The sequence below is a fragment of the Rhodococcus sp. JG-3 genome, assembly GCF_000482405.1.
GTDB lineage: Bacteria > Actinomycetota > Actinomycetes > Mycobacteriales > Mycobacteriaceae > Rhodococcoides > Rhodococcoides fascians.
This window is the reverse complement of sequence record NZ_KI519398.1, coordinates 2,776,428-2,798,720: the sequence shown is the minus strand read 5'-3', so window position 1 is coordinate 2,798,720 and position 22,293 is coordinate 2,776,428. Positions and strand designations below refer to the sequence as shown.

General features: G+C 64.3%; 22 protein-coding genes and 1 pseudogene. 7 read left to right on the top strand and 16 right to left on the bottom strand.

The genetic code is table 11. The features are described 5' to 3' along the window. Nucleotides 1-53 precede the first annotated feature (53 nt). From K414_RS0114655 to K414_RS0114640, 4 genes are read right to left on the bottom strand one after another with little or no spacing between them, the layout of a single operon-like run. Nucleotides 54-1,112, bottom strand: a complete 1,059-nt coding sequence (locus tag K414_RS0114655; protein WP_027496617.1) for a class I SAM-dependent methyltransferase — start codon at nucleotides 1,110-1,112, stop codon at nucleotides 54-56. A gap of 56 nt (nucleotides 1,113-1,168) precedes the next feature. Next, nucleotides 1,169-1,948, bottom strand: a complete 780-nt coding sequence (locus tag K414_RS0114650) for an enoyl-CoA hydratase-related protein (RefSeq protein ID WP_027496616.1) — start codon at nucleotides 1,946-1,948, stop codon at nucleotides 1,169-1,171. A gap of 24 nt (nucleotides 1,949-1,972) precedes the next feature. Then, nucleotides 1,973-2,788, bottom strand: coding sequence for an NUDIX domain-containing protein (locus K414_RS0114645; RefSeq protein WP_027496615.1), 816 nt, complete (start codon nucleotides 2,786-2,788; stop codon nucleotides 1,973-1,975). Between the two features lie 47 nt (nucleotides 2,789-2,835). After that, nucleotides 2,836-3,657 carry an ABC transporter ATP-binding protein gene (locus K414_RS0114640; RefSeq protein WP_027496614.1) on the bottom strand — a complete coding sequence of 274 codons (822 nt, stop codon included), beginning with the start codon at nucleotides 3,655-3,657 and terminating at the stop codon, nucleotides 2,836-2,838. 61 nt (nucleotides 3,658-3,718) lie between these two features. Between K414_RS0114640 and glgX the strand changes: the two genes are divergently transcribed. Next, a complete protein-coding gene (gene glgX, locus K414_RS0114635; protein ID WP_051365366.1) occupies nucleotides 3,719-5,875 on the top strand; it encodes a glycogen debranching protein GlgX in 2,157 nt (718 codons plus the stop codon). Here the strand turns inward: glgX and K414_RS29615 are convergent. The 4 genes and pseudogenes from K414_RS29615 to ctaD form a co-directional block, all read right to left on the bottom strand. Beyond that, nucleotides 5,818-6,465, bottom strand: a pseudogene (locus tag K414_RS29615) (membrane protein); the annotation flags it as partial. The gene glgX and the pseudogene K414_RS29615 sit on opposite strands and share 58 nt — an antisense overlap. 75 nt (nucleotides 6,466-6,540) lie before the next feature. After that, a complete protein-coding gene (locus tag K414_RS0114625) occupies nucleotides 6,541-7,350 on the bottom strand; it encodes an aminoacyl-tRNA hydrolase (RefSeq protein ID WP_027496611.1) in 810 nt (269 codons plus the stop codon). Continuing rightward, nucleotides 7,347-8,573: a phosphoserine phosphatase SerB gene (gene serB, locus K414_RS0114620; protein WP_027496610.1), complete on the bottom strand. Its 1,227-nt coding sequence runs from the start codon at nucleotides 8,571-8,573 to the stop codon at nucleotides 7,347-7,349. Before serB ends, K414_RS0114625 begins: the two co-directional genes overlap by 4 nt. Before the next feature lie 149 nt (nucleotides 8,574-8,722). Further along, nucleotides 8,723-10,513 carry a cytochrome c oxidase subunit I gene (gene ctaD, locus K414_RS0114615; RefSeq protein WP_027496609.1) on the bottom strand — a complete coding sequence of 597 codons (1,791 nt, stop codon included), beginning with the start codon at nucleotides 10,511-10,513 and terminating at the stop codon, nucleotides 8,723-8,725. Nucleotides 10,514-10,886: 373 nt separating this feature from the next. Here ctaD and K414_RS0114610 point away from each other — a divergent pair, with 373 nt between their 5' ends. The 4 genes from K414_RS0114610 to K414_RS0114595 all read left to right on the top strand — a co-directional run bounded on the left by K414_RS0114610 (nucleotide 10,887) and on the right by K414_RS0114595 (nucleotide 13,595). After that, on the top strand, nucleotides 10,887-11,900 hold the full coding sequence (locus K414_RS0114610; RefSeq protein ID WP_051365117.1) for an iron-siderophore ABC transporter substrate-binding protein: 1,014 nt from the start codon (nucleotides 10,887-10,889) through the stop codon (nucleotides 11,898-11,900). Nucleotides 11,901-11,904: 4 nt separating this feature from the next. After that, nucleotides 11,905-12,378 (top strand): NUDIX domain-containing protein, encoded by a 474-nt coding sequence (locus tag K414_RS0114605; protein ID WP_027496607.1) that lies wholly within the window; start codon nucleotides 11,905-11,907, stop codon nucleotides 12,376-12,378. Nucleotides 12,379-12,476: 98 nt separating this feature from the next. Then, nucleotides 12,477-13,394, top strand: a complete 918-nt coding sequence (locus K414_RS0114600; RefSeq protein WP_027496606.1) for an SPFH domain-containing protein — start codon at nucleotides 12,477-12,479, stop codon at nucleotides 13,392-13,394. A gap of 3 nt (nucleotides 13,395-13,397) precedes the next feature. Then, nucleotides 13,398-13,595 carry a hypothetical protein gene (locus K414_RS0114595; RefSeq protein ID WP_027496605.1) on the top strand — a complete coding sequence of 66 codons (198 nt, stop codon included), beginning with the start codon at nucleotides 13,398-13,400 and terminating at the stop codon, nucleotides 13,593-13,595. A 24-nt stretch (nucleotides 13,596-13,619) separates the two neighbouring features. Here K414_RS0114595 and nrdF read toward each other — a convergent pair whose 3' ends face one another. The 7 genes from nrdF to K414_RS0114560 all read right to left on the bottom strand — a co-directional run bounded on the left by nrdF (nucleotide 13,620) and on the right by K414_RS0114560 (nucleotide 19,874). Then, nucleotides 13,620-14,585, bottom strand: a complete 966-nt coding sequence (gene nrdF / locus K414_RS0114590; protein ID WP_027496604.1) for a class 1b ribonucleoside-diphosphate reductase subunit beta — start codon at nucleotides 14,583-14,585, stop codon at nucleotides 13,620-13,622. Between the two features lie 48 nt (nucleotides 14,586-14,633). After that, the gene (locus tag K414_RS27050; protein WP_032387198.1) at nucleotides 14,634-15,728 is read right to left on the bottom strand and encodes a type IV toxin-antitoxin system AbiEi family antitoxin domain-containing protein; all 1,095 of its coding nucleotides are present in this window, start codon (nucleotides 15,726-15,728) and stop codon (nucleotides 14,634-14,636) included. A gap of 91 nt (nucleotides 15,729-15,819) precedes the next feature. Continuing rightward, entirely contained in the window at nucleotides 15,820-17,925 is a 2,106-nt protein-coding gene (gene nrdE, locus K414_RS0114580) for a class 1b ribonucleoside-diphosphate reductase subunit alpha (protein WP_237606500.1), read from the bottom strand. Nucleotides 17,926-18,019: 94 nt separating this feature from the next. Then, nucleotides 18,020-18,481, bottom strand: coding sequence for a class Ib ribonucleoside-diphosphate reductase assembly flavoprotein NrdI (gene nrdI, locus K414_RS0114575; RefSeq protein ID WP_027496602.1), 462 nt, complete (start codon nucleotides 18,479-18,481; stop codon nucleotides 18,020-18,022). 24 nt (nucleotides 18,482-18,505) lie between these two features. Further along, nucleotides 18,506-18,739, bottom strand: coding sequence for a redoxin NrdH (locus K414_RS0114570; RefSeq protein ID WP_027496601.1), 234 nt, complete (start codon nucleotides 18,737-18,739; stop codon nucleotides 18,506-18,508). Nucleotides 18,740-19,141: 402 nt separating this feature from the next. Beyond that, nucleotides 19,142-19,264: a type B 50S ribosomal protein L36 gene (gene ykgO / locus K414_RS0114565; RefSeq protein ID WP_027496600.1), complete on the bottom strand. Its 123-nt coding sequence runs from the start codon at nucleotides 19,262-19,264 to the stop codon at nucleotides 19,142-19,144. A gap of 43 nt (nucleotides 19,265-19,307) precedes the next feature. Further along, on the bottom strand, nucleotides 19,308-19,874 hold the full coding sequence (locus tag K414_RS0114560; RefSeq protein ID WP_027496599.1) for an NAD(P)H-dependent oxidoreductase: 567 nt from the start codon (nucleotides 19,872-19,874) through the stop codon (nucleotides 19,308-19,310). A gap of 104 nt (nucleotides 19,875-19,978) precedes the next feature. On the opposite strand from K414_RS0114560, the gene K414_RS0114555 reads away from it, so the two are divergent. Further along, complete coding sequence (locus K414_RS0114555; protein WP_027496598.1) at nucleotides 19,979-20,578, top strand: TetR/AcrR family transcriptional regulator; 600 nt, start codon at nucleotides 19,979-19,981, stop codon at nucleotides 20,576-20,578. Between the two features lie 10 nt (nucleotides 20,579-20,588). Here the strand turns inward: K414_RS0114555 and K414_RS0114550 are convergent, their stop codons facing one another. Then, entirely contained in the window at nucleotides 20,589-21,371 is a 783-nt protein-coding gene (locus tag K414_RS0114550) for a fructosamine kinase family protein (protein WP_037220212.1), read from the bottom strand. Between the two features lie 66 nt (nucleotides 21,372-21,437). On the opposite strand from K414_RS0114550, the gene nadE reads away from it, so the two are divergent. After that, nucleotides 21,438-22,283: an ammonia-dependent NAD(+) synthetase gene (gene nadE, locus K414_RS0114545; RefSeq protein ID WP_027496596.1), complete on the top strand. Its 846-nt coding sequence runs from the start codon at nucleotides 21,438-21,440 to the stop codon at nucleotides 22,281-22,283. The last annotated feature ends 10 nt before the right edge of the window (nucleotides 22,284-22,293 follow it).

Genomic DNA, 22,293 nt, shown 5'->3' with positions numbered 1-22,293 from the left:
GTTGGGACCGATCGATGCAGCGTCGGCCGTACGGCCGACGGTGGTGGAACGAATCAAGCGCGGGGCGCGGGCTTGGTTCCGGTGATCATCACGTTGTAGAACATGCCTCGCGGTACCACGTGCTGCAAGACCTTCTCGTCGACCCAGCTCAGCGTCTTCCACCCGTTGAACGCGAACTTGGCCCAGTTCCAGCCGAGCTTGCCTGCCGGAACGGCAGCCTCGAACGTGCGCACCGGCCACCCGAGCAGAGCGGCAGCGAATTCTTCGGTGTTCGCCTGAACGGCCTCGGCACCTGCCGACAACGCGATGTTCTCGAGGTCGGTCGGATCGAACGTGTGCAGGTCCACGACGGCCTCGAGTGCTGCAGCTCGCGAGGACTCGTCGAGTTCTTCCTGTGGTTTGCGCCAGTCCGCCAGGAACGGCAGCTTGGTGGCACGAGTGGTCGCTTCCCAGGTGATACGGCCCAGCCAGCGAGCGTAGAAGTTGCCCACCGTGGTCGGCTCGCCTGCGAAGACGAAGCGTCCACCGGGCTTGAGAACGCGCAGAACTTCTCGAAGAGACTGCTCGACGTCCGGGATGTGGTGGAGCACGGCGTGACCGACCACCAGATCGAAGGTGTCGTCGTCGTACGGAATCGTTTCTGCGTCGGCCACCCGGCCGTCCACATCGAGTCCGAGGTGCTCGGCGTTGCGCAGCGCGACCTTGACCATTCCGGGTGAGAGGTCGGTGACCGAGCCCTTGTCGGCAATCCCGGCCTGCATCAGGTTGAGCAAGAAGAAACCTGTGCCACAACCCAATTCGAGCGCACGAACGTACGGCAGAGCCGCTCGAGCCGACGCGTCACCGGACACCGCCTGATCGAACCTGCCTCGGGCGTAATCGATGCAGCGCTCGTCGTAGGAGATCGACCACTTGTCGTCGTAGGTCTCGGCTTCCCAGTCGTGGTAGAGCACCTGCGCCAGTTTGGTGTCCGACCGCGCTGCCTCGACCTGCTCGGCCGTGGCGTGCGGATTCGGTGCCGGATCGACCTCGCGGTCTCGCGCCTCGGCCGAGACGAGAGGCGTCACAGAAGCAGTCGGTCGATTCGCACCGTCGTGGGGGCTTGCAGTCATGAGGCGAGCCTACTATCCGGTAGCCATGGAACAAGTTCGTCCACCGACCTCGATGCTCAACGCCCGGTGAAACCGGCCTTACCCGGTCCGTTCGCGATGAAGGATTCCATCCCGACGGTGCGGTCCTCGGTGGCGAATAGAGCCGCGAACTGCTGTGCCTCGACGCGCAGTCCGTTGGTCAGGTCGACGTCCAACCCCTGATCTATGGACGCCTTGGCCGCAGCCAGAGCGCGTGACGCTCCGGTCGTGAACTGCCCCGCCCATGCGCGCGCCGCGTTGTACACCTCGTCCGGCGCAACCACCTCGTCCACCAAACCGATGCGCAGGGCCTCCTCGGCTCCGACGAAACGTCCGGTGAAGACCATGTCCTTGGCGCGACTGGGCCCGATCAGACGGGCCAGGCGCTGCGTGCCGCCGCCCCCGGGAATGACTCCGAGCAGCACCTCGGGAACGCCGAGCTTGGCATTGTCTCCGGCGATGCGTCGGTCTGCGCCGAGCGCGACCTCGAGTCCGCCGCCCAGTGCGTATCCGGTCACTGCGGCCACGACCGGTTTGGGAATCGTGCTGAGCGAGCCGAGGGCGGACTGCAGTTCCGCCGCGATATCGGTCATCTCGATGACGGACATGGCCGCCATTTCCTTGATGTCGGCACCGGCCGCGAACACCTTTTCGCCGCCGTAGACGATGACCGCTCTGACGTCGGAGTTCACGGTGGCCTCGCGTGCCGCAGCCCGGATCTCCTCCTGCACCTGACGATTGAGCGCGTTCATCGGTGGGCGATCCAAGCGAATGGTGCCGATACCGTCGGATACTTCGAGAGTCACGAACTCAGCCATGGCCGAAGGCTACCGCGCCCGAGTTCAGCGATCCGACCAGGGATGGACCGTGCCCGCGTAGTACGCGTCCTCGCCGTCGAACTCCACTCGGACGGTGCCGTTCTCCCGGGTCAGGACGGGCAGGACCGCCGCGATCGTCTGCTCGTGATCGAGAACGTCGGCCACCGTGTCGAATCGGCCGAGCGCATCGAGCTGGCTCCACGTCGGTGGCAGCAGGACGGTGGTCCCCGAACGCCAGTCCGTCAACGCGTCCTCCGCCGAACGCCAGCTCACCGACGCCGCCTCGCTGGTCTCACCGTCGGCGTTCTGCCCCTCGGGGAGCACGGCAACGAAGAACCTCGTGTCGTACCGTCGGGCTTCACCGATCGGGGTGATCCAGTGCGACCACGGCCGCAGCAGATCTGCCCGCAGCACCAGATCGTGGTCGGTGAGAAACTGGGCGAACGACAGCTCCCGGCGTTCCAGTCGACCACGTTCCGCAGAGAACGGGGCGGTGTCGGCGACCACCGAATCCGCCGTCGGACCGGCCAACAACACGCCGCACTCCTCGAACGTCTCGCGCGCCGCTGCGCACACCAGCGCCTGCGCCTTCCCCTCGTCGGTGCCGAACCGGTCGGCCCACCACGACGGCGGCGGACCTGCCCACTCGATGTCCGCGGCCGCATCCGACGGATCCACACCGCCACCGGGAAATACCGTCATGCCGCCCGCGAACGCCATCCCGCCGACGCGTTCGAGAAGGAACACCTCGATGCCGGGTTGTGATCGGCCGTCACGGATCAGGATGACGGTCGACGCATCACGTGCTGGAACGGGATCGGCGGCGGTGCTCGAGCTCATCTCCGCAACGTACCGCTGAGCCGGTGCGCCCGGGCACGGGGTCCGCTCTAGCGGCGGTGCGCCCCGGCAGCGCGCGTGCGCCGCGCGAAGTAGCGACCGTCGACGCGATCGAGGGTGATCGACTGGCTGAATGCCTCGGTCAGGTTCTCCGCCGTGATGACGTCGTCGACCAGGCCCTGCGCAACCACGCCGCCCTCCTTGAGGAGTAGTGCGTGGCTGAAGCCGGGCGGGATTTCTTCCACGTGGTGGGTGATCAGCACGGTCGCGGGAGCGTCGGGGTCGGCGGCCAGATCGGCCAACCGGGCTACCAGTTCCTCGCGCCCACCGAGATCGAGGCCGGCAGCGGGCTCGTCCAGCAACAGCAGTTCGGGGTCGGTCATCAGGGCACGGGCGATCAGTACACGCTTGCGCTCACCCTCCGACAGGGTGCCGTAGGTCCGCGTCGCCAGATGCTCGGCCCCGAGGCTCTCGAGCATCTCGACGGCCCGTTCGGTGTCGATCGCGTCGTACTTCTCCCGCCAGCGCCCCAGCACGGAGTAGCCGGCGGACACGACCAGATCGGAGACCAGTTCGTCGGCAGGGATTCGGTGCGCCAACGAGGACGACGACAAGCCGATTCGAGGACGCAGTTCCGAGACATCGGTTCTGCCCATCACCTCACCGAGGACGTGAGCGACACCGGACGTGGGATGGATCTCGGCGGCAGCGATACGGAGCAGCGACGTCTTACCTGCACCGTTGGGCCCGAGTACGACCCACCGTTCGTCCAGTTCCACCTTCCAGGTGACGGGACCCACCAACGTCACGCCACCTCGGCGGACTACGACATCGGTGAAATCTACGAGCAGGTCGGGATCCGGTTCAGACACGGCTCCTATCCTCCCGCACACTGCCCGCGCAGACACGGCAGGATGTGCACGCGTGTCGCCCATTGACGATGTACCTCGCACCTCCCGCCGTCCCGTCGACGGGGTCACTCGCGTGAACCCGCCCGGGCAGCCGTTCCCCCTGGGTGCCACTGCGCATCCCAGTGGTACGCAATTCGCAGTCCACGCTCCCGGTGCGGATGGCGTCGAGGTATGTCTGATCGACCCGGACGGCGGCGAGCGGCGCGTGGAGTTGACCAACCGGACCTTCGGCATCAGACATACCTTCGTCCCTGACGTCGGACCAGGCGTGCGGTACGGCTTTCGCGCGCACGGCACCTGGGATCCCCACTCGGGCCGACGATTCAACGGGGCCAAGATCCTGCTCGACCCGTCCGCCCGCCAGGTGTCCGGGGACTTCGGGGATCCCGCGGCCCTGTTGGCCTACGAGGACGACCCGTTCGGAGCCCCCAGCAGTCGCGATTCCCTCGGCCACCTCCCGCTCGGCGTCGTCCGCGGACCGTCGGACAACGGCGACCGGCCGGCGAGGCCTGCCGTTCCCTGGGACAGAACCGTGCTCTACGAATTGCACGTCGGGTCGTTCACCGCGCGCCACAACGGCGTACCCGAACACCTCCGTGGCACCTACCTCGGGCTCGCGCAACCGGCCGTACTCGAACACCTGGCTCGAACGGGCATCACGTCGGTCGAATTGCTGCCGGTCCACACCACGTTCACCGAACCCGGCGTGCGCGCTCGAGGGATGCGAAACCATTGGGGCTACTCCACGGGTGCGTATTTCGCTCCCGATCCGCGTTTCGCAGCCGTGCGAGGCAACGAAGTGGACGAGTTCCGGACGATGGTCGACGCGTTGCACAGCGCAGGGATCGAAGTGATCCTCGACGTGGTCTACAACCACACGTGCGAATCCGCGGTCGACGGGCCGTCGATCAGTTGGCGGGGTCTCGACGCGCCGGGGTACTACCTGCTCGACGGTCGCGGATCCGACGTCGACCTGACCGGCTGCGGCAACACACTCGATTCGGCGTCTCCCGCCGTGGTCCGCATGGTGTGCGACAGCCTGCGGTACTGGGTGCAGGACATGGGCGTGGACGGATTCCGATTCGACCTGGCCAGTACGCTCGGCCGACCGGGCGGTTGGCGATTCGATTCTCGTGCACCGCTGTTGACGGCGATCGGTACCGATCCGGTGCTGTCGGGCGTCAAGTTGATCGCCGAACCCTGGGATGCGACCGGTGCCGGATATCAGGTGGGCAACTTCGGGGTCATGTGGTCCGAGTGGAACGACCGCTACCGAGATACCGTGCGAGGATTCTGGGCCGGCCATCACGGAGTGCGCGAATTGGCTTCCCGCCTGGCCGGTTCCGAGGACCTCTATGCCGGCAACGGTCGACTGCCGTGGGCGTCGATCAATTTCGTCACCGCACACGACGGATTCACCGCACACGATCTGGTCTCGTACGAACGAAAGCACAACGAAGCCAACGGCGAAGAGAACAGAGACGGCACCGACAACAACTCCTCGGTCAACTACGGCGTCGAGGGTCCGACCGACGATCCCTCCGTCCTCGACGACCGTGGGCGACACGTCCGTGCTCTGCTTGCCACCCTGACGCTGTCGACCGGAACACCGATGCTGCTCGCAGGTGACGAACTCGGCCACAGCCAGGGCGGAAACAACAACGCGTACTGCGTATCTCACGATGCACCGGCATCCGACGCCTGGGCAGTCGACTGGGACAGCGCGGATCAGAACATGATTCGATTCGTGGCACGCCTGCTGCGCGTACGCGCGAGCGCCCCGACACTGCGTCAGCAGGAGTTCTTCACCGGCCGGGCGACGCCGACCGGTCGACCGGACCTCGTCTGGTTCGATTCCGCCGGAATCGAATTCGATCACGACAGATGGAACGACGATTCGGTGCGCACGATCTCCGCCTGGGTCGACGGGTCCGACGTGCGTTCCTACGCCTCCGACGGCGGGCAGGTGGACGACGCGAGTTCGTTGCTGATCTTGCATTCCGGCGGTCCCGCGGAGATCACGCTGGCCTGCCCCAGTTGGTCGTCGTCTCGATTCGTGCCCGTCCTCGATTCCTCTCGCGTGGACGGCGTCCCACCCGATACCACTGCACTGGAGGCAGGTTCGAAGATTTCGGTGACCGGCTCCACCGTTCTCGTGTTCCGCAGCGCCGGTAGGTGAGTCATGAACAGCTGCACGAGCGGTCCTACCCCGACCGCGTAGAGCACCGTACCCACACCGAGAGTTCCGCCGAGCAGCCAGCCGGTGAGTACCACTGTCAGTTCGATTCCCGTGCGAGTGAGGCGAATCGACCATCCGGTGCGCGCCACCAACCCGGTCATCAAACCGTCTCGGGGGCCCGGGCCCATTCCCGCACCGATGTAGAGCGCCGTGGCGAAGGCATTGACGACGATGCCCGACACCATTGCCAGTGTCCGAACGATCGGCCCGTCCAGATGGGGCAGGATCGCCGACGTCGTATCCACGGCGACAGCGATGACGATCACGTTGCTCACGGTCCCCAAACCCGGACGCTGCCGCAGCGGTATCCACATCAGGAGCACCGCCACGCCGGTGATGGCAGTGATGGTTCCGAAGCTGAGCGACAGGTGCCGCGACAGACCTTGGTGGAACACATCCCAGGGGTTGACGCCGAGCCCACCGGCGATCATCAGCGACATGGACGCGCCGTACAGCCACAGGCCGACGTAGAGCGCCGTCAGGCGAGACGGGAGACGACGGCCGGCGACGCGTAGCGGTGAGAAAGGCATGGTGTCAGTGTCCGGCCACTGGATACCTCGTTCGATAGCCAGTTGCGCGACAGTGGACCCCCGGCCGATGCTGCGTTACATCCGGACAGCGATCACGGTCGTCGAACCGGGAGCCACTTCGGTGAAACCAGCATCTCGGACTGCGACGGCGCGACCCGCGCGGACCTCGTCCAGCGCGTGCGTCCACTGCTCCGGATCCGCCGATCGAACCGAACAGGCGAAACCGGAATCGGCCCAGGCTCGACAGTCGTCGAGGCTCATCGCACCGGCCAGCAACATCGACGCATGACCCACCTGCGCCGCGGCCTTGCCCACCGTCATCGACAGGGACGCGTCGATCCACAGCACCGGCCCGGCGCTCGGCGGTGACTCTTCTTCGGCCGGTACGTCGGTGCCGCCGATCTGAAGACGCTTGATGCGCGGATCCAGATCGCCGACGCGGCCCGGCACGAAAGCACGGGCCGAAGCGTTCCCGACCTCGACCGTGACACCCGGAACTTCCTGCGCTGCAGTCCATTGCGCGCCGCGGGCACGGCGGGCCACCTTCCTGATCCGCGCCGAGGTCCACGCAACGAAAGGCTCGTGCCACGAGGCGTCGACACCGACCCGTGGGTCGAGGCACAGCGCCACGACGGCTCGGGCGGCGGCTTCGAGTAGGTCGTTGCGCACCGGCGGGTCGGCCTTGGGTATGTGCAGCACCATGGGCATGGCCAGAACCTCAGACGGGTCCTCGGGATCCTCGGCACCGCCGTAGCCGCGGGCCAACTCGGCGTGACGCGAGGCGAAGGTGTTGGCGTCCGAGAACTGCTCGGGTTCAGCCGTATCGGACGTCGACCCGGCACGGTCCCGATCGACGGAGTCGCCGACGGCGGGGGCGTCGGTCATGGGATCGGGACGCGGCGGACTCCCCCGTCGACGGCATCCGCGGCTTCGATCTCGTTTCGGGTGACCCCGAGAATGAACAGGACGGCGTCCAAGTACGGGTGCGAGATCGCAGTGTCGGCGATCTCGCGTAGCGCGGGCTTGGCGTTGAACGCAACGCCGAGCCCGGCCGCGGTGAGCATGTCGATGTCGTTGGCACCGTCGCCGACCGCGACCGTCTGCTCCATCGGCACTCCGGCTTGGGCGGCGAACTCCCGCAGTGCGGTCGCCTTCGCAGCACGGTCGACGACGTCGCCGATGACGCGGCCGGTCAACTTCCCGTCGACGATCTCGAGTGTGTTGGCCTTGACGTAGTCGAGTTCGAGTTCGTGAGCCAAACCCTCGATCACCTGGCGGAATCCACCCGATACGACACCGCAGGCGAAACCGAGACGCCGAAGCGTCCGGATGGTCGTTCGAGCCCCCGCCGTCAGCTCCAAGCTGTCGGCGACGTCGTCGATGACGGATGCGTCCAGGCCGGCCAGCGCTGCGACACGCTGTTCCAACGACTCGGCGAAGTCGATCTCCCCGCGCATCGCCGCCTCGGTGACGGCACGTACCTCGTCTTCGCGCCCGGCCCGGGCGGCAAGCATCTCGATGACCTCGCCCTGGACCAACGTCGAGTCCACGTCGAACACGATGAGTCGTTTCGACCTCCGTGCGATGCCGGCTCGCTCCACTGCGATGTCGACGCCGATTCCCGCTGCGATCGCGGCGAGGCCGGTGCGTAGCTGGAGGTCTGCCTCAGGCGAGGTGTCGGTGGCGGTGACCTGAAGTTCGAGGCCCGTCACCGGGTAGTCCGCGATCCCACGGATGGAATCGATGTTGGTCCCCTGCCGGGCCAATTCTCTCGAGATGGTGCTGAATGCTCGCGCGGTGACCGGACGGCCGAGCACGACGACGACATGCGTGGCCAGTGTGCGTCCACCGTTCTGTGCCGCGTCGATCTCGACATCGACATGGACGCCCACGGTGGCCATCGCGTCTTCGAGTTCTTCCTGGAGCGCCTCGGGATCGCGTGGACAGGTCAGCAACACACCGAGGGTCAGCCTGTTGCGGATGACCACCTGCTCCACGTCGAGCAGGCTGACGTCGTGCCGCGACAGGGCCGCGAACAGCACCGATGTGACACCTGGTTTGTCGGGTCCCGTCACCGTTACCAACACCGCAGTGTCGCTCGATCTCACCGAATCTCCCTTTCGCACTGTCCCCCCATTACTGGTGTGCCCTGCTCGTGTCCCGCGACTGCCGCCGAACGGGCCGGACGCGCAGGGAAGATTGTCGCAAGCGAAGAGCCCCGCCCGGTAGCCGGGAGGGGCTCTCGCTGTGCTGTGGACTACCGGGGATCCGGGTCGCCCGAACCTTCGTGATCGCTGGTCGCGATCGGAGCCCGGCGGGCCTGTTCGAGTACCGCGGTGGTCTTGCCACCATGAGCACCAGGACCGACGTGCGCTTCGGACCGCATCCGCTCGACCATGTGCGGGTAGTGCAGCTCGAACGCCGGACGCTCGGAACGAATCCGGGGCAGCTCGGTGAAGTTGTGCCTCGGGGGCGGGCACGAGGTGGCCCACTCCAGCGAGTTTCCGTAACCCCACGGATCGTCGACTGTGACGACCTCACCGTATCGGTACGACTTGAACACGTTCCAGACGAACGGCAGTGTCGAGGCACCGAGGATGAACGCACCGATGGTCGAGATGATGTTCAGTTCGGTGAAGCCGTCGGACGGCAGGTAGTCGGCGTAGCGACGCGGCATGCCTTCGTTACCGAGCCAGTGCTGCACCAGGAACGTGGCGTGGAATCCGAAGAACGTCAGCCAGAAGTGCCACTTGCCCAGAGCCTCGTCCATCATCCGGCCCGTCATCTTCGGGAACCAGAAGTAGATTCCTGCGTAGGTCGCGAACACCACGGTGCCGAACACCACGTAGTGGAAGTGGGCGACGACGAAGTACGTGTCGGTGACCTGGAAGTCGATGGGAGGCGAAGCCAACAGCACACCGGTCAGTCCGCCGAACACGAACGTGATGAGGAAGCCGATCGAGAACAGCATGGGCGTTTCGAGCGTGACCTGTCCGCGCCACATCGTGCCGACCCAGTTGAAGATCTTCACACCGGTCGGAACAGCGATGAGGAATGTCATGAACGAGAAGAACGGCAGCAGTACCGCGCCGGTGGCGTACATGTGGTGGGCCCACACGGCGATCGACAGTGCAGCGATGGCGATCGTCGCGTAGATCAGACCCGAGTAACCGAAGATCGGCTTGCGGGAGAACACCGGGAACACCTCGGACACGATTCCGAAGAACGGCAACGCGATGATGTAGACCTCGGGGTGCCCGAAGAACCAGAACAGGTGCTGCCACAGCAGCACTCCGCCCGTTGCCGGGTCGAAGAGATGCGCGCCCAGGTGGCGGTCGGCGGCAAGGCCGAGCAGTGCGGCGGTCAGCAGCGGGAACGCCAGCAGGATAAGAATCGACGTGACCAGGATGTTCCAGGTGAAGATGGGCATCCGGAACATCGTCATACCGGGGGCGCGGAGGCAGATCACCGTGGTGATCATGTTGACGCCACCGAGGATGGTTCCCAGACCGGCGACGGCGAGGCCCATGATCCACAGGTCGGCACCGACACCGGGCGAGTGCAGAGCAGAGGTGAGAGGCGTGTACGCCGTCCATCCGAAGTCGGCTGCGCCACCCGGGGTGATGAAGCCGGCCGTGGTGATCAGCGCACCGAACAGGTACAGCCAGTAGGAGAACGCGTTGAGACGCGGGAACGCCACGTCCGGCGCACCGATCTGCAGCGGAAGAATGTAGTTGGCAAAGCCGAACACGATCGGCGTTGCGTACAGCAGCAACATGATGGTGCCGTGCATCGTGAACAGCTGGTTGTACTGCTCGTTGGACAGGAACTGCATCCCCGGCACGGCCAACTCGGCGCGCATCAACAGCGCCATCAGTCCACCGACGAGGAAGAAGGCGAACGACGTCGCGATGTACATGATCCCGAGAACCTTGGGATCGGTTGTGGTCACCGCCTTGTGGATGAACGAACCCTTCGGTCCCATCCGCGGCGGGAAAGGCCGAGCAGCATCCACCGCGGGAGCGGGCCTAGGCGCTAGGGCAGTCACAGATCCTCCTGATTGCGCGTCCGACCCCGAATCACGAGGCGACGTCACTAGTCGTGCGCTACTCGAATCGTAGACCGTCGGACCGACGCTTGCCGAACCGGTCCTACCGTGTGTCGTATTGGATTCGATCGAACCATGGTTCGGGGTGCGATCTGCCTGCGCCGTCGGCCTTTACGAGCCCTCCGACACACCCCGGAACACCGTGCGAGCAGATGGCCGAGAAGGGTCCGCGGCAGTGCTCTGCGCGAGGCGATTTCCGTTACTGTGTGAGACCACCCGACCCGCAGAAAGAAGTTCCGCGTTGCCACTTCGACCACGACTCCCCCGCCGGTTCGCGCCACACACCACGGGCACGGCGGCCGCTGTCTGTCTGATGGCAGCCGTGGCGTTGACCGGATGCTCCGACTCCGCGACCGAGGACGACGCATCCACCATCGTTCGCAGTACGACGAACATTGCCGGAGCGGGGGTGGTCGGTAACAACCGGGACACCGTCGGACTGTGTCCCGCACTTGCCCCACTCGACCCGACTGGAGTCGAGGGCGATACGCGCCCCGTCGGGCACGCCGAGGGCATCAGTGCCATCCCGGCCGATCCACAGCGCATCGTCGTCCTCGACGCTGCAGGCCTCGACGCCAGCTGCGCGGTCGGGATCTGGGAACGCGTCGTCGGCGCGGCCACGCTCGACCCCGACTTCCGGGGAGACGGAGACCAGCCGCTGTACCTGGGTACCGGCCTGGCGTCGGTTCCGTCGGTCGGCCCGGTCGGTGCCCCCGACCTCGATGCGATCGCCGCCCTCGCCCCGGACCTGATCCTGGGGGCCGATTCTCTCGGATCCGATACCTACGATTCGCTGACTGCCATCGCGCCGACCGTGTTCACCGCGACCGGACAGGGATGGAAAGACACTTTTCTGCAGTCCGCAGCCGCCTTGGGTCGAGGCCAGGCAGGATTCGACCAGCTCGCGTCGTTCTCCGCGGATGCCGAACGCGTCGGTCGCGAGATCGATGCAACCCAGACGCAGGCGTCGGTCATCCGATTCGATGCCGATTCCGTCGAGGTCGACGGCCAAGATTCGTTCGCCGGCCAGGTGCTCGCCGAGGTCGGCGTGGCACGGCCACAGAATCAGCGTGACACCGGTTTCTCGGTCGAGCCCGGCAACCTGGAGCCCGTCGAGGGCGACATCGTCTACGTGCGATTCGCGGGTCCGGACGGCGAGACCTTCGGCCGTGAGGTGATGGACTGCGACGCGTGGCACGCTCTCGGCTCGGTCACCGACGGGCGGGTGTTCGCGGTGAACGACACGGTCTGGTCGGGCAGCGGGGTCGTCGCGGCGCGGGCCGTTCTGGCCGACCTGTCCGCTTCTCTGAACGCCTACGTGTCCTGACGCGATGCCTATCCCGGACTTCGTTCAGGCGCTGCGCAGCGTCGTCGGCACGTCCCCGCTGTGGCTGTCCGGCGTCAGCGCAGTCGTTCTCGACGACGATCGGCGCGTGCTGCTGACTCTGCGGGCAGACAACAACACCTGGGCCGTGGTGTCCGGAATCCTCGAACCCGGCGAGGAACCTGCACCCGCCGCGCTGCGTGAGATCGGTGAGGAGACCGGTGTGGACGCCACGATCGTGCGCCTGACGAGCGTCGACGTGACGGAGCCCATCACGTACCCCAACGGCGACGTCGCGCAGTATCTGGACATCACGTTCCTCGCTCGCTACACCGGCGGCACTCCTCATGTCGCCGACGACGAGAACCTCGATGTGGCCTGGTTCGAGCTCGATGGCCTACCCGAAAACCTCACGGCCACTTCGCGATTGCGAATCGAGAAAGCCATCGCCGACGACCCGTCGGCATGGTTTCGACGCTGACTCCCCTGCCGCACCGAGTACACAGCTCCACCGAACCGTCCCTGTTTCGATTCGTAATGTGATATCACTTTACTATCAACATCGAGAGGGAGGTTCTCATGTCCGCACCCGCTACCGTCGCCGAGAAGCCGACGGGTACACCGACCACGACCATCGCCGAGCGCACCGGCTGGGATCTGCCGGGCTGGTCGATGCTCGGCGTCGGTCTCGCGCTGTTTCTCGGCGGAATCGCCGCGTTCGCTCTCGGACTGGTCTTCTCCGTGGTGGGGCTCACGGTCGTCGGAGTCGTCCTGTTCGTGCTCTCGCTGCCGGCACTCATGGGATTGACTCTGGTGCAACCGAATCAAGCTCGCGTTCTGCAGCTACTCGGCAGTTCGTACAGCGGGACGCTGCGTACACCGGGGCTGCGCTGGACCAATCCGTTGACGTACCGCAGGGCCATCTCGACGCGAATTCGCAACCACGAGACCGGTCAATCGAAGGTCAACGACGCCGACGGCAATCCGATCGAGATCTCTGCCATCGTCGTCTGGCAGGTTGCCGATACCGCCCTGGCGTCCTTCCAGGTCGACGATTACGAGGAGTTCGTCGCCGTCCAGACCGAATCGGCCGTCCGTCATATCGCCGGTAGCTACCCGTACGACGCCGAAGGACGAATGTCGTTGCGCGAGAACGCCGACGAGATCACCGCCGCCATGTCGGAGGAAGTACACGCGCGGGTGCGATCGGCCGGCGTCGAGGTGATCGAGACCCGCATCAACCGTCTTGCCTATGCTCCGGAGATCGCGCAGGCCATGCTGCGACGCCAGCAGGCCGGAGCTGTCATCGCAGCGCGTCAGCAGATCGTCGAAGGTGCGGTGGGAATGGTGGAGATGGCACTCTCGAAGCTCGAGGAGAAACACGTCGTGGAACTCGACGAGGAGCGGAAAGCGGCCATGGTGTCGAATCTGCTCGTCGTGTTGTGCAGCGATCGCGATACCCAGCCCGTCGTCAACACCGGATCGCTGTACCAGTGAGCCATGGCCGTCGAGCGTAAGAAAATTCTGCTTCGGCTGGACCCAGCGGTGCACGACGCTCTTGCCCGCTGGGCCTCCGACGAGCTCCGAAGCACCAACGCTCAGATCGAGTTCCTACTGCGTCGAGCACTGAGCGAGCAGGGCCGAATGCCGAAGGAGGCCAAAGACATTCGCGCGCCGGGCCGCCCACCGAAGGAGTGAGCGGCCCGGCGCGAGGATGGGTTTCTAGAAGTCCCAGTCCTCGTCTTCGGTGTTGACGGCCTTTCCGATGACGTACGAGGAGCCCGACCCGGAGAAGAAGTCGTGATTCTCGTCGGCGTTGGGTGAGAGAGCCGACAGAATTGCCGGGTTCACATCCGTCTCGTCCTTGGGGAACAGGCCCTCGTAGCCGAGGTTGTTCAGTGCCTTGTTGGCGTTGTAGCGCAGGAACTTCTTGACGTCCTCGGTCAGACCGATCTCGTCGTACAGATCCTGGGTGTACTCGACCTCGTTGTCGTACAACTCGAACAGCAGCTCGAACGTGTAATTCTTGAGCTCTTCGCGCCGCTCCTCGCTGACCTTCTCGAGGCCCTTCTGGTACTTGTATCCGATGTAGTACCCGTGCACGGCCTCGTCACGAATGATCAGCCGGATGAGGTCTGCCGTGTTGGTGAGCTTGGCCCGCGAGGACCAGTACATCGGCAGGTAGAAGCCGGAGTAGAAGAGGAACGACTCGAGCAGAGTCGACGCCACCTTGCGCTTGAGCGGGTCGTCACCGTGATAGAAGTTCAGCACGATCTCGGCCTTGCGCTGAAGGTTGACGTTCTCCTCGGACCAGCGGAACGCATCGTCGATGTCGCGGGTGGAGCTGAGGGTGGAGAAGATGGAGCTGTAGCTCTTCGCGTGCACCGACTCCATGAACGCGATGTTGGTGTACACCGCCTCCTCGTGCGGAGTGATGGCGTCGGGAATGAGGCTGACGGCACCGACCGTCCCCTGAATCGTGTCGAGCAGCGTCAGTCCGGTGAACACGCGCATCGTCAGCTGCTTCTCGACGGCGGTGAGAGTTGCCCACGACGGGATGTCGTTGGACACCGGCACCTTCTCGGGCAGCCAGAAATTACTGGTGAGACGCTCCCAGACTTCGGAGTCCTTGTCGTCCTGGACCCGATTCCAGTTGATTGCGGAAACGCGATCGATCAGCTTCACCATGTGTCCTATCTACCGAGAGAATCTGCCGAATATTGGCTTGCTTGAACACTACCCGTTGTGTCCGACATCAATAGCTAACACAAGATCTGTGTCGTGCGCGTTTTGCGTACCTGGAGGGGCGCACAACGCGCACGACGTGAGTTCGCCCTCCCAGCCCTCACGTCGAAGAACCTGCGCCACGTCTCCTGCGACGCCGCACGGATCGCTGCTGACCTCCTCGTACCCGAAAACGAGTCGCGCACGCCCGGCGAGTTCCGAAGCATTGTCACGTCGCCGATCGCGGAATGCGACCTCTTGCATCGAATGGAACCGACGACCGTCCAGGCGCACGGTCAGCGTACGAGATCCAACTCGGTACACGACGTCCTCGTAGAGTGTCCGCCCGTCGACCTTTATCTCGCTCTGCCGTTCGGCAGCAGGGAGCCCGTGAGCCTCTTCGACGTTGGTCGCATATTCGAGTTCGAGAACAGACTGAACGCCGTTCGCGAGCAAGTCGACGGCTTCGGTCAGCGCTGTGAGATACCGGTACGGCCTGCGGACAGCGATCTGCTCCCGAACGTCCGTCAATCGAATTCGCCGCTGAGTCACCGACGACACCAAGCTGTGGAAAGCCTGCCTCGGCGTAGGTTCCGACACCGCGAGATCGAGTGCAGTGTCCACCAGCGTCGTTCGCGGCATATCCCCTGGTACGCCGATGTGCCGGTGCGCACGAGATCGGTGCACCACCACTCCGGGATGCAGCGATAGTCCGATGCCCGCCACCAGCCTCGTTCCGGCCCTGGGGACCGAGCGCAGCGTCGGGCGCTGATTGCATGCAGACTTTCCGTACGGCACGGTGACGTGGACGGCCGAATCGGGATCGGGCCGTCGCAATCCCCATTCTTCGGCTGCGGAGCGGTGGCTCAGCATTGCGTGCCCACCTCCGTACAGAAGCGCTGCCATCAGGATCCGATCCCGAGTCAACGGTCCGGTGAAGATCGAGTAGACGCCGCGCAGAACAACGATCCACGCGCCACTGTCCACTAGCTTGCGGACTCGATTTCGGCTGTACCCCAACTTCGTGACCTGCGACTGAGTGAACAGCCCCCACTGCGTGTCGATCAGAACCTGAAGTTCTCGACCGTCCCCCCGACCATGTTCCATGGCCGGCCATCCTGCCCAGTGGGTACGACAACTTCCGTCGTGCGCGTTTTGCGCCCCTCCAGGTACGCAAAACGCGCACGACGGCGAAGCCCTACAGCATGCAGGAGACGCAGCCCTCGACCTCGGTGCCCTCGAGGGCCATCTGACGCAGACGGATGTAGTACAGCGTCTTGATGCCCTTGCGCCATGCGTAGATCTGCGCGCGGTTGATGTCGCGGGTGGTGGCCGTGTCCTTGAAGAACAGCGTCAAGGACAGGCCCTGATCGACGTGTTGCGTTGCGGCAGCGTAGGTATCGATGATCTTCTCGTAGCCGATCTCGTACGCGTCCTGGTAGTAATCCAGGTTGTCGTTGTCGAGATACGGTGCCGGGTAGTAGACGCGGCCGATCTTGCCTTCCTTGCGGATCTCGATCTTCGACGCCACCGGGTGAATCGACGAGGTCGAGTTGTTGATGTACGAGATCGAGCCGGTCGGCGGAACGGCCTGCAGGTTCTGGTTGTAGATTCCGTACTCCTGCACCGACGCCTTCAGCGCGGCCCAGTCGGCCTGGGTCGGGATGGCGACGTCGGAGTCGGCGAACAACTTCGCGACCTTCGGTGTCGCAGGCTCCCACACCTGGTCGGTGTACTTGTCGAAGAACTCTCCCGACGCGTACTTGGAATCCGGGAAACCCTTGAAGTACTGGCCGCGAGCCTTGGCCAGCTGGTTCGAGGCCTGGATGGCGTGGAACAGCACCGTGTAGAAGTAGATGTTGGTGAAGTCGATTCCCTCGGTCGAGCCGTAGTGAATGCGCTCGCGGGCGAGGTAGCCGTGCAGGTTCATCTGACCCAGGCCGATCGCGTGAGAGTCGTTGTTGCCCTGCTCGATCGACGGTACCGAGAAGATGTGGGTCTGATCCGACACCGCAGTCAGACCACGGATCGCCACCGCGATGGTCTTACCGAAATCGGGCGAATCCATCGTCTTGGCAATGTTCAGCGAGCCCAGGTTGCACGAGATGTCCTTGCCCACATGGCTGTACGAGAGGTCGTCGTTGAACGTTGACGGCGTCGAGACCTGGAGAATCTCCGAGCACAGGTTGGAGTGAGTGATCTTGCCCTTCACCGGGTTCGCACGATTGACGGTGTCCTCGTACATGATGTACGGGTAGCCGGACTCGAACTGCAGCTCGGCGAGAGTCTGGAAGAATTCACGCGACTTGATCTTGGTCTTGCGAATCCTCTTGTCGTCGACCATCTCGTAGTACTTCTCCGAGACATTGATGTCGGCGAACGGCACTCCGTAGATGCGCTCGACGTCGTACGGCGAGAACAGGTACATGTCCTCGTTCTTCTTCGCCAGCTCGAACGTGATGTCCGGGATGACGATTCCGAGGGACAGCGTCTTGATGCGGATCTTTTCGTCGGCGTTCTCACGCTTGGTGTCGAGGAACTTGTACACATCGGGGTGGTGCGCGTGCAGGTACACCGCGCCCGCGCCCTGGCGTGCCCCGAGCTGGTTGGCGTACGAGAACGAATCCTCGAGCAGCTTCATGATCGGGATGACACCGGACGACTGGTTCTCGATCCGCTTGATCGGCGCACCTGCTTCGCGAATGTTGCTCAGCAGCAATGCAACTCCGCCGCCGCGCTTGGACAGCTGCAACGCGGAGTTGATGGATCGTCCGATGGACTCCATGTTGTCTTCGATGCGGAGCAGGAAGCACGAGACGGGCTCGCCGCGCTGCTTCTTGCCCGAGTTGAGGAAGGTGGGCGTCGCGGGCTGGAATCGGCCGGCGATGATCTCGTCCACGAGATCGGTGGCCAGGGCTTCGTCACCGGCCGCCAGCGTCAATGCCACCATGCACACACGGTCCTCGAAGCGTTCGAGGTAGCGCTTACCGTCGAACGTCTTGAGCGTGTAGGAGGTGTAGTACTTGAACGCGCCGAGGAAGGTCGGGAATCGAAACTTCTTCGAGTACGCGTGGTTGATCAGGAACTTCACGAACTCACGTGAATACTGGTCCAGAACCTCGGGCTCGTAGTAGTTCTCCTCGACCAGGTAGTCCAGCTTCTCGTCCAGGTCGTGGAAGAACACGGTGTTCTGGTTGACGTGCTGCAGGAAGTACTGATTGGCAGCTTCGCGGTCCTTCTCGAACTGGATCTCACCGCTGGGCCCGTAGAGATTGAGCATCGCGTTGAGCGCGTGATAGTCCATGTCACCGTCGCTGCGAACGGTCGCGGGTGCGGGTGCTGCGTCGGTGATGGTCGGTGCCACGGCGGTGCTCCTACTGGTCTGTGGTGGTTGATGCTCAGTGCGTGTGGGCAGCGCGACGGACTTCCCGTTCCCAGAAGTCTTCGAGTCCCTCGCGGACTCGCACTACGTCCTCGGGGGTGCCCATCAATTCGAAGCGGTAGAGATACGGAACCGCGCATTTCTGCGAGATGACGTCTCCGGCAAAGCAGAAGGAGTCACCGAAATTGGTGTTTCCGGCAGCGATGACGGCTCTGATCAACGATCGATTGTGCTTGTCGTTGAGAAACTTGATCACACGCTTGGGGACGTAGTTGGTGTCGCGGCCGGCGTACGTCGTTCCTCCGCCGTACGTCGGCACGATCAGGACGTAGGGAGAGTCGACGCGAAACGTGCCGTCCGGATCTCGTAAGGGAATGCGCGTCGCGGGGATATCCAACTTCGACACGAAACGGTGCGTGTTCTCCGACGCGCTGGAGAAGTAGACGAGTGAGTTCGAGGACTGCTGTTGTGAACTCACCGCTCACTCACTTTCTCGATCTGTTCAAGCAGCGTTCGTCGCGAGGGTCTTGATGCGATCCGGGCGGAAACCGGACCAGTGGTCGTCACCGGCGACGACGACGGGGGCCTGCAGGTAACCGAGCGCCATGACGTAGTCACGTGCCTCGGGGTCCTGCGAGATGTCGATGACGGAGTACTCGATACCCGCTTTGTCGAGGGCGCGGTAGGTGGCATTGCACTGGACGCAGGCGGGCTTGGTGTAAACGGTGATGCTCATGGTGTCCCTCTTTCCGTTGTCGCCGTCGGGTGCACCGATGGCGACGATGTGCTCTGCGTGTGGCACCGAGAACATCTCCCGCTCAGGGCGACTGCGACCTGCTCGAACCCACGTCGTTCGGGCTCTTCGAGTTGTGGTCTCTCGGCGGGTCAAACACTACACCTAGTGTCCCCCATCTGCCTAGAACACGAGATGTTGCGAACAACATGCGTGGTATTCGCTGGTCACGGCCGTGCGACCGACGCTCGTCCACCCCACATCGGCGTGTCGGACGTCACAAAACGAGGTGTCTTTCGTCACTACCGACCGTCGCCCCGACAGTGACGATCACCGAAGACACCCGCGCACGACGACGGCCCCCCGGAGTTGCTCCGAGGGGCCGTCACGTGGATCACGCGAGTGTCAGCGTTGACGCGCCTTGAACCGCGGCTCCTTCTTGTTGATCACGAACACGACCCCATGGCGGCGAACCACCTGGGCGCCGGGCTTGTTCTTGAGCGATTTCAGAGAATTTCTCACCTTCATGAGACCAGGCTACATGAAAACGATTCCCGATACCATCAAGTGGTCACGCGCTGATGAGTTCCTTCGACGCCTTGACCAACTCGGCCACGACATGGCCGATCTCACCGGACACCTCGGCGTTCTCACGCGGGTGGGCGGCCCCGAACTTGTCGATGGTGCCGCCGATGGAGAGCTGGACGTCCTCGAGTACGGATCCGCCGGCGATGCGGACGGCCTTGCTCGTGTCCTCGTGGGCCCACTTGGCCCCGTTGCCGCTCGGCGATGCGCTGATGACCACGACCGGCTTGCCCACCATGGCACCGGCACCGTAGGGACGTGAGAGCCAGTCGATGGCGTTCTTCAGCACGGCCGGAATGGTGCCGTTGTATTCGGGCGTGACCAACAGCAGCGCAGAAGCCTTCTCGGCAGCGGCGCGCAGTGCGAGGGCGGCCGCAGGCACGGAGCCGTCGACGTCGATGTCCTCGTTGTAGAAGGGAACGTCGCCCAGCCCGTCGTAGACCACGATCTCGGCATCGGCCGGTGCGACGGTGACTGCAGTCTCGGCAATCTGCTTGTTCACCGATTCGGCGCGCAGGCTTCCGACGAGAACGAGTACGTGTGCGTCTGACATGAAATCTTCCTTCGAAAGTTCGGATGACGTGATCGTCGTGTCAATTCATACCATCCAAACGGACCGCGGTCCACTTGTATTCCTCAGCGAGGTACCCTGAACAGGTGACCGGTCCGATGCTGCCCGTAGTAGGCGAAGACTCCGAACGCTGTGACGCTGCCCGCAACCGCCGGCTGCTCCTCGACGCCGCGACGGAGCTGGTGGCGACCCTCGGTGCCGACGCCGTCACCATGGAAGCCGTGGCAACGAGGGCCGGCGTCGGCAAAGGCACCGTGTTCCGGCGCTTCGGCAACCGCGCCGGGTTGATGCGAGCCCTGTTGGATCACACCGAGAAGATGTTGCAGAGCTCGTTCATGTTCGGCGAACCGCCGCTCGGGCCCGGTGCCGATCCCATCGACCGCCTCGTCGCGTTCGGTCGGGCACGGCTGGAATTCGTCAGGGTTCAGGGCGAGGTGCTGCGGGCCGCGGAAAGCTCGGCCGACGCTCGGTATTCGGCTCCGGCGCACATGGTCAATTTCACACACGTTCTGTCTTTGCTCCGTGCAGCCGGCGTGGAGGGAGACCTGGAACTTCTCACCTACTGGCTGCTCACCCCCCTGGAAGCCACGTTGGTGCTGCACCAGTACCGAGACCTCGGAATGACGATGGATCGTCTGGCCGACGGGTGGGAAGATCTGGTGCGCAGAGCAACTCGCGTCCCATAGCGGTTGTCGGTCACGTCGCGAGGGTCGACAGTGCTGCCGAATGCAAGGCAGTTCCGTACGAACGGCCGTGTCCGGCCGCATGCACGGCCAGAGGATGCAACTGGTGGAGGGCGGTTCGGTCGCGCCACCCCGTCCGCAGCGGGTGCACGGACTCGTAGCCGTCGACCATGGCGTCCAGATGAGGACAGCCGAACAGTGCCGCCATCGCCAGATCCGTTTCGCGATGGCCGCCGTGTGCCGCGGGATCGATGAGCACGACACCCGCATCGGTCCAGAAGACGTTGCCGTTCCACAGGTCTCCGTGGATTCGACTGGGCGGTTCATCATCGTCGAACTCGCCGTCCGCCACCCGCTCGCACGCCGCCTCGACGGTCGCCGCCTCGGACTGCGTCACGTTTCCGGCGTCGACCGCGATCCGCAGAAACGGCAGCACTCGCTCGTCGGCGTAGAACGAACCCCACGTGGCGTGGACAGTGTTGGTCATGGGCCGCGAGCCGATGAACAACTGCCCGGGAAACGGTGTGCCGTCCGGGCGATTCGGCGGAGCCCCGAATCCGGCCGCGCCGCCGTCGTGCATCCGGGCCAGTGCGCGCCCGAATCGACGGGCCGCGATCTCGGTGGGACGCGCGGCCGTCAACCGCTCGAGTTCGATGAACGTCGGTCCGCGATCGAGAACACCGACGACAGGCACCCCTGTCTCACCGAGCCACGCGAGTCCCGTCGCCTCGGCCTCGAAGAAGTCCGGGTGCGCGCGGGTATCTCGCTTGACGAAGGTATCGGTGGATCCGCTCACGTCGAACGACACTACGCATCCTTCTCGACCCGAACGCGTACCCGCACTCGTCATTAGGATGATCGGATGGGACACATCAACTCGGAATTGCGCTCCGGAATCATGCGTGAGCTGGCGGTACAGTCGACCATCGATCCGGTGACGGAGGTCCGCAGGCGCGTGGACTTCCTCAAGGACTACCTCGCGTCGACCCCGGCCTCCGGTTTCGTACTCGGGATCAGCGGCGGACAGGACAGCACGCTCACCGGCAAGCTCGCACAGCGGGCGGTGACCGAACTACGAACCGACGGGCACGAGGCCGAATTCGTCGCCGTACGGCTCCCCTACGGTGTGCAGGCCGACGAGGACGACGCGGCGATCGCACTGAAGTTCATCGATCCCGACCGCACGGTGACGGTGAACATCAAGGAGGCCTCCGATGCCGCAGCCGCTGCGACCGCCGAGGCTCTGGGAACCGGCGAGGTCCGAGATTTCGTGCGCGGCAACATCAAAGCTCGTCAACGCATGGTCGCCCAGTACGCGATCGCCGGCGAACTCGGCTATGTGGTGGTCGGCACCGACCACGCAGCCGAGGCGGTGACCGGCTTCTTCACCAAGTTCGGGGACGGCGGGGTGGATCTGACGCCACTGACCGGCCTGACCAAGCGACAAGGTGCTGCGCTGCTGCGCGAGCTCGGTGCGCCCGAAAGTACCTGGCGCAAAGTCCCCACCGCGGATCTCGAAGACGACCGACCGGCTCTGCCCGACGAGGAAGCACTCGGCGTCACATACGAGCAGATCGACGACTACCTCGAAGGCAAGGACGTCACCGAGGAAGTGGCCGACAAACTCGAGAAGATGTTCGCCGCGACGCGGCACAAGCGAACCGTTCCAGTGACACCGTTCGACGATTGGTGGAAGAACGGTCACTGACCGACCTTCG

Excerpts from the sequence above, each read along its gene's own strand:
- K414_RS0114655 (WP_027496617.1), bottom strand. The coding sequence starts at position 1,112 with ATGACTGCAAGCCCCCACGACGGTGCGAATCGACCGACTGCTTCTGTG.
- nrdF (WP_027496604.1), bottom strand. The coding sequence starts at position 14,585 with ATGGTGAAGCTGATCGATCGCGTTTCCGCAATCAACTGGAATCGGGTC.
- K414_RS0114610 (WP_051365117.1), top strand. The coding sequence starts at position 10,887 with ATGGCAGCCGTGGCGTTGACCGGATGCTCCGACTCCGCGACCGAGGAC.
- K414_RS0114625 (WP_027496611.1), bottom strand. The coding sequence starts at position 7,350 with ATGACCGACGCCCCCGCCGTCGGCGACTCCGTCGATCGGGACCGTGCC.
- nrdE (WP_237606500.1), bottom strand. The coding sequence starts at position 17,925 with ATGGACTATCACGCGCTCAACGCGATGCTCAATCTCTACGGGCCCAGC.
- K414_RS0114560 (WP_027496599.1), bottom strand. The coding sequence starts at position 19,874 with ATGTCAGACGCACACGTACTCGTTCTCGTCGGAAGCCTGCGCGCCGAA.
- K414_RS27050 (WP_032387198.1), bottom strand. The coding sequence starts at position 15,728 with ATGGAACATGGTCGGGGGGACGGTCGAGAACTTCAGGTTCTGATCGAC.
- K414_RS0114650 (WP_027496616.1), bottom strand. The coding sequence starts at position 1,948 with ATGGCTGAGTTCGTGACTCTCGAAGTATCCGACGGTATCGGCACCATT.
- K414_RS0114605 (WP_027496607.1), top strand. The coding sequence starts at position 11,905 with ATGCCTATCCCGGACTTCGTTCAGGCGCTGCGCAGCGTCGTCGGCACG.
- K414_RS0114600 (WP_027496606.1), top strand. The coding sequence starts at position 12,477 with ATGTCCGCACCCGCTACCGTCGCCGAGAAGCCGACGGGTACACCGACC.
- K414_RS0114645 (WP_027496615.1), bottom strand. The coding sequence starts at position 2,788 with ATGAGCTCGAGCACCGCCGCCGATCCCGTTCCAGCACGTGATGCGTCG.
- K414_RS0114570 (WP_027496601.1), bottom strand. The coding sequence starts at position 18,739 with ATGAGCATCACCGTTTACACCAAGCCCGCCTGCGTCCAGTGCAATGCC.
- K414_RS0114595 (WP_027496605.1), top strand. The coding sequence starts at position 13,398 with ATGGCCGTCGAGCGTAAGAAAATTCTGCTTCGGCTGGACCCAGCGGTG.
- nadE (WP_027496596.1), top strand. The coding sequence starts at position 21,438 with ATGGGACACATCAACTCGGAATTGCGCTCCGGAATCATGCGTGAGCTG.
- ykgO (WP_027496600.1), bottom strand. The coding sequence starts at position 19,264 with ATGAAGGTGAGAAATTCTCTGAAATCGCTCAAGAACAAGCCCGGCGCC.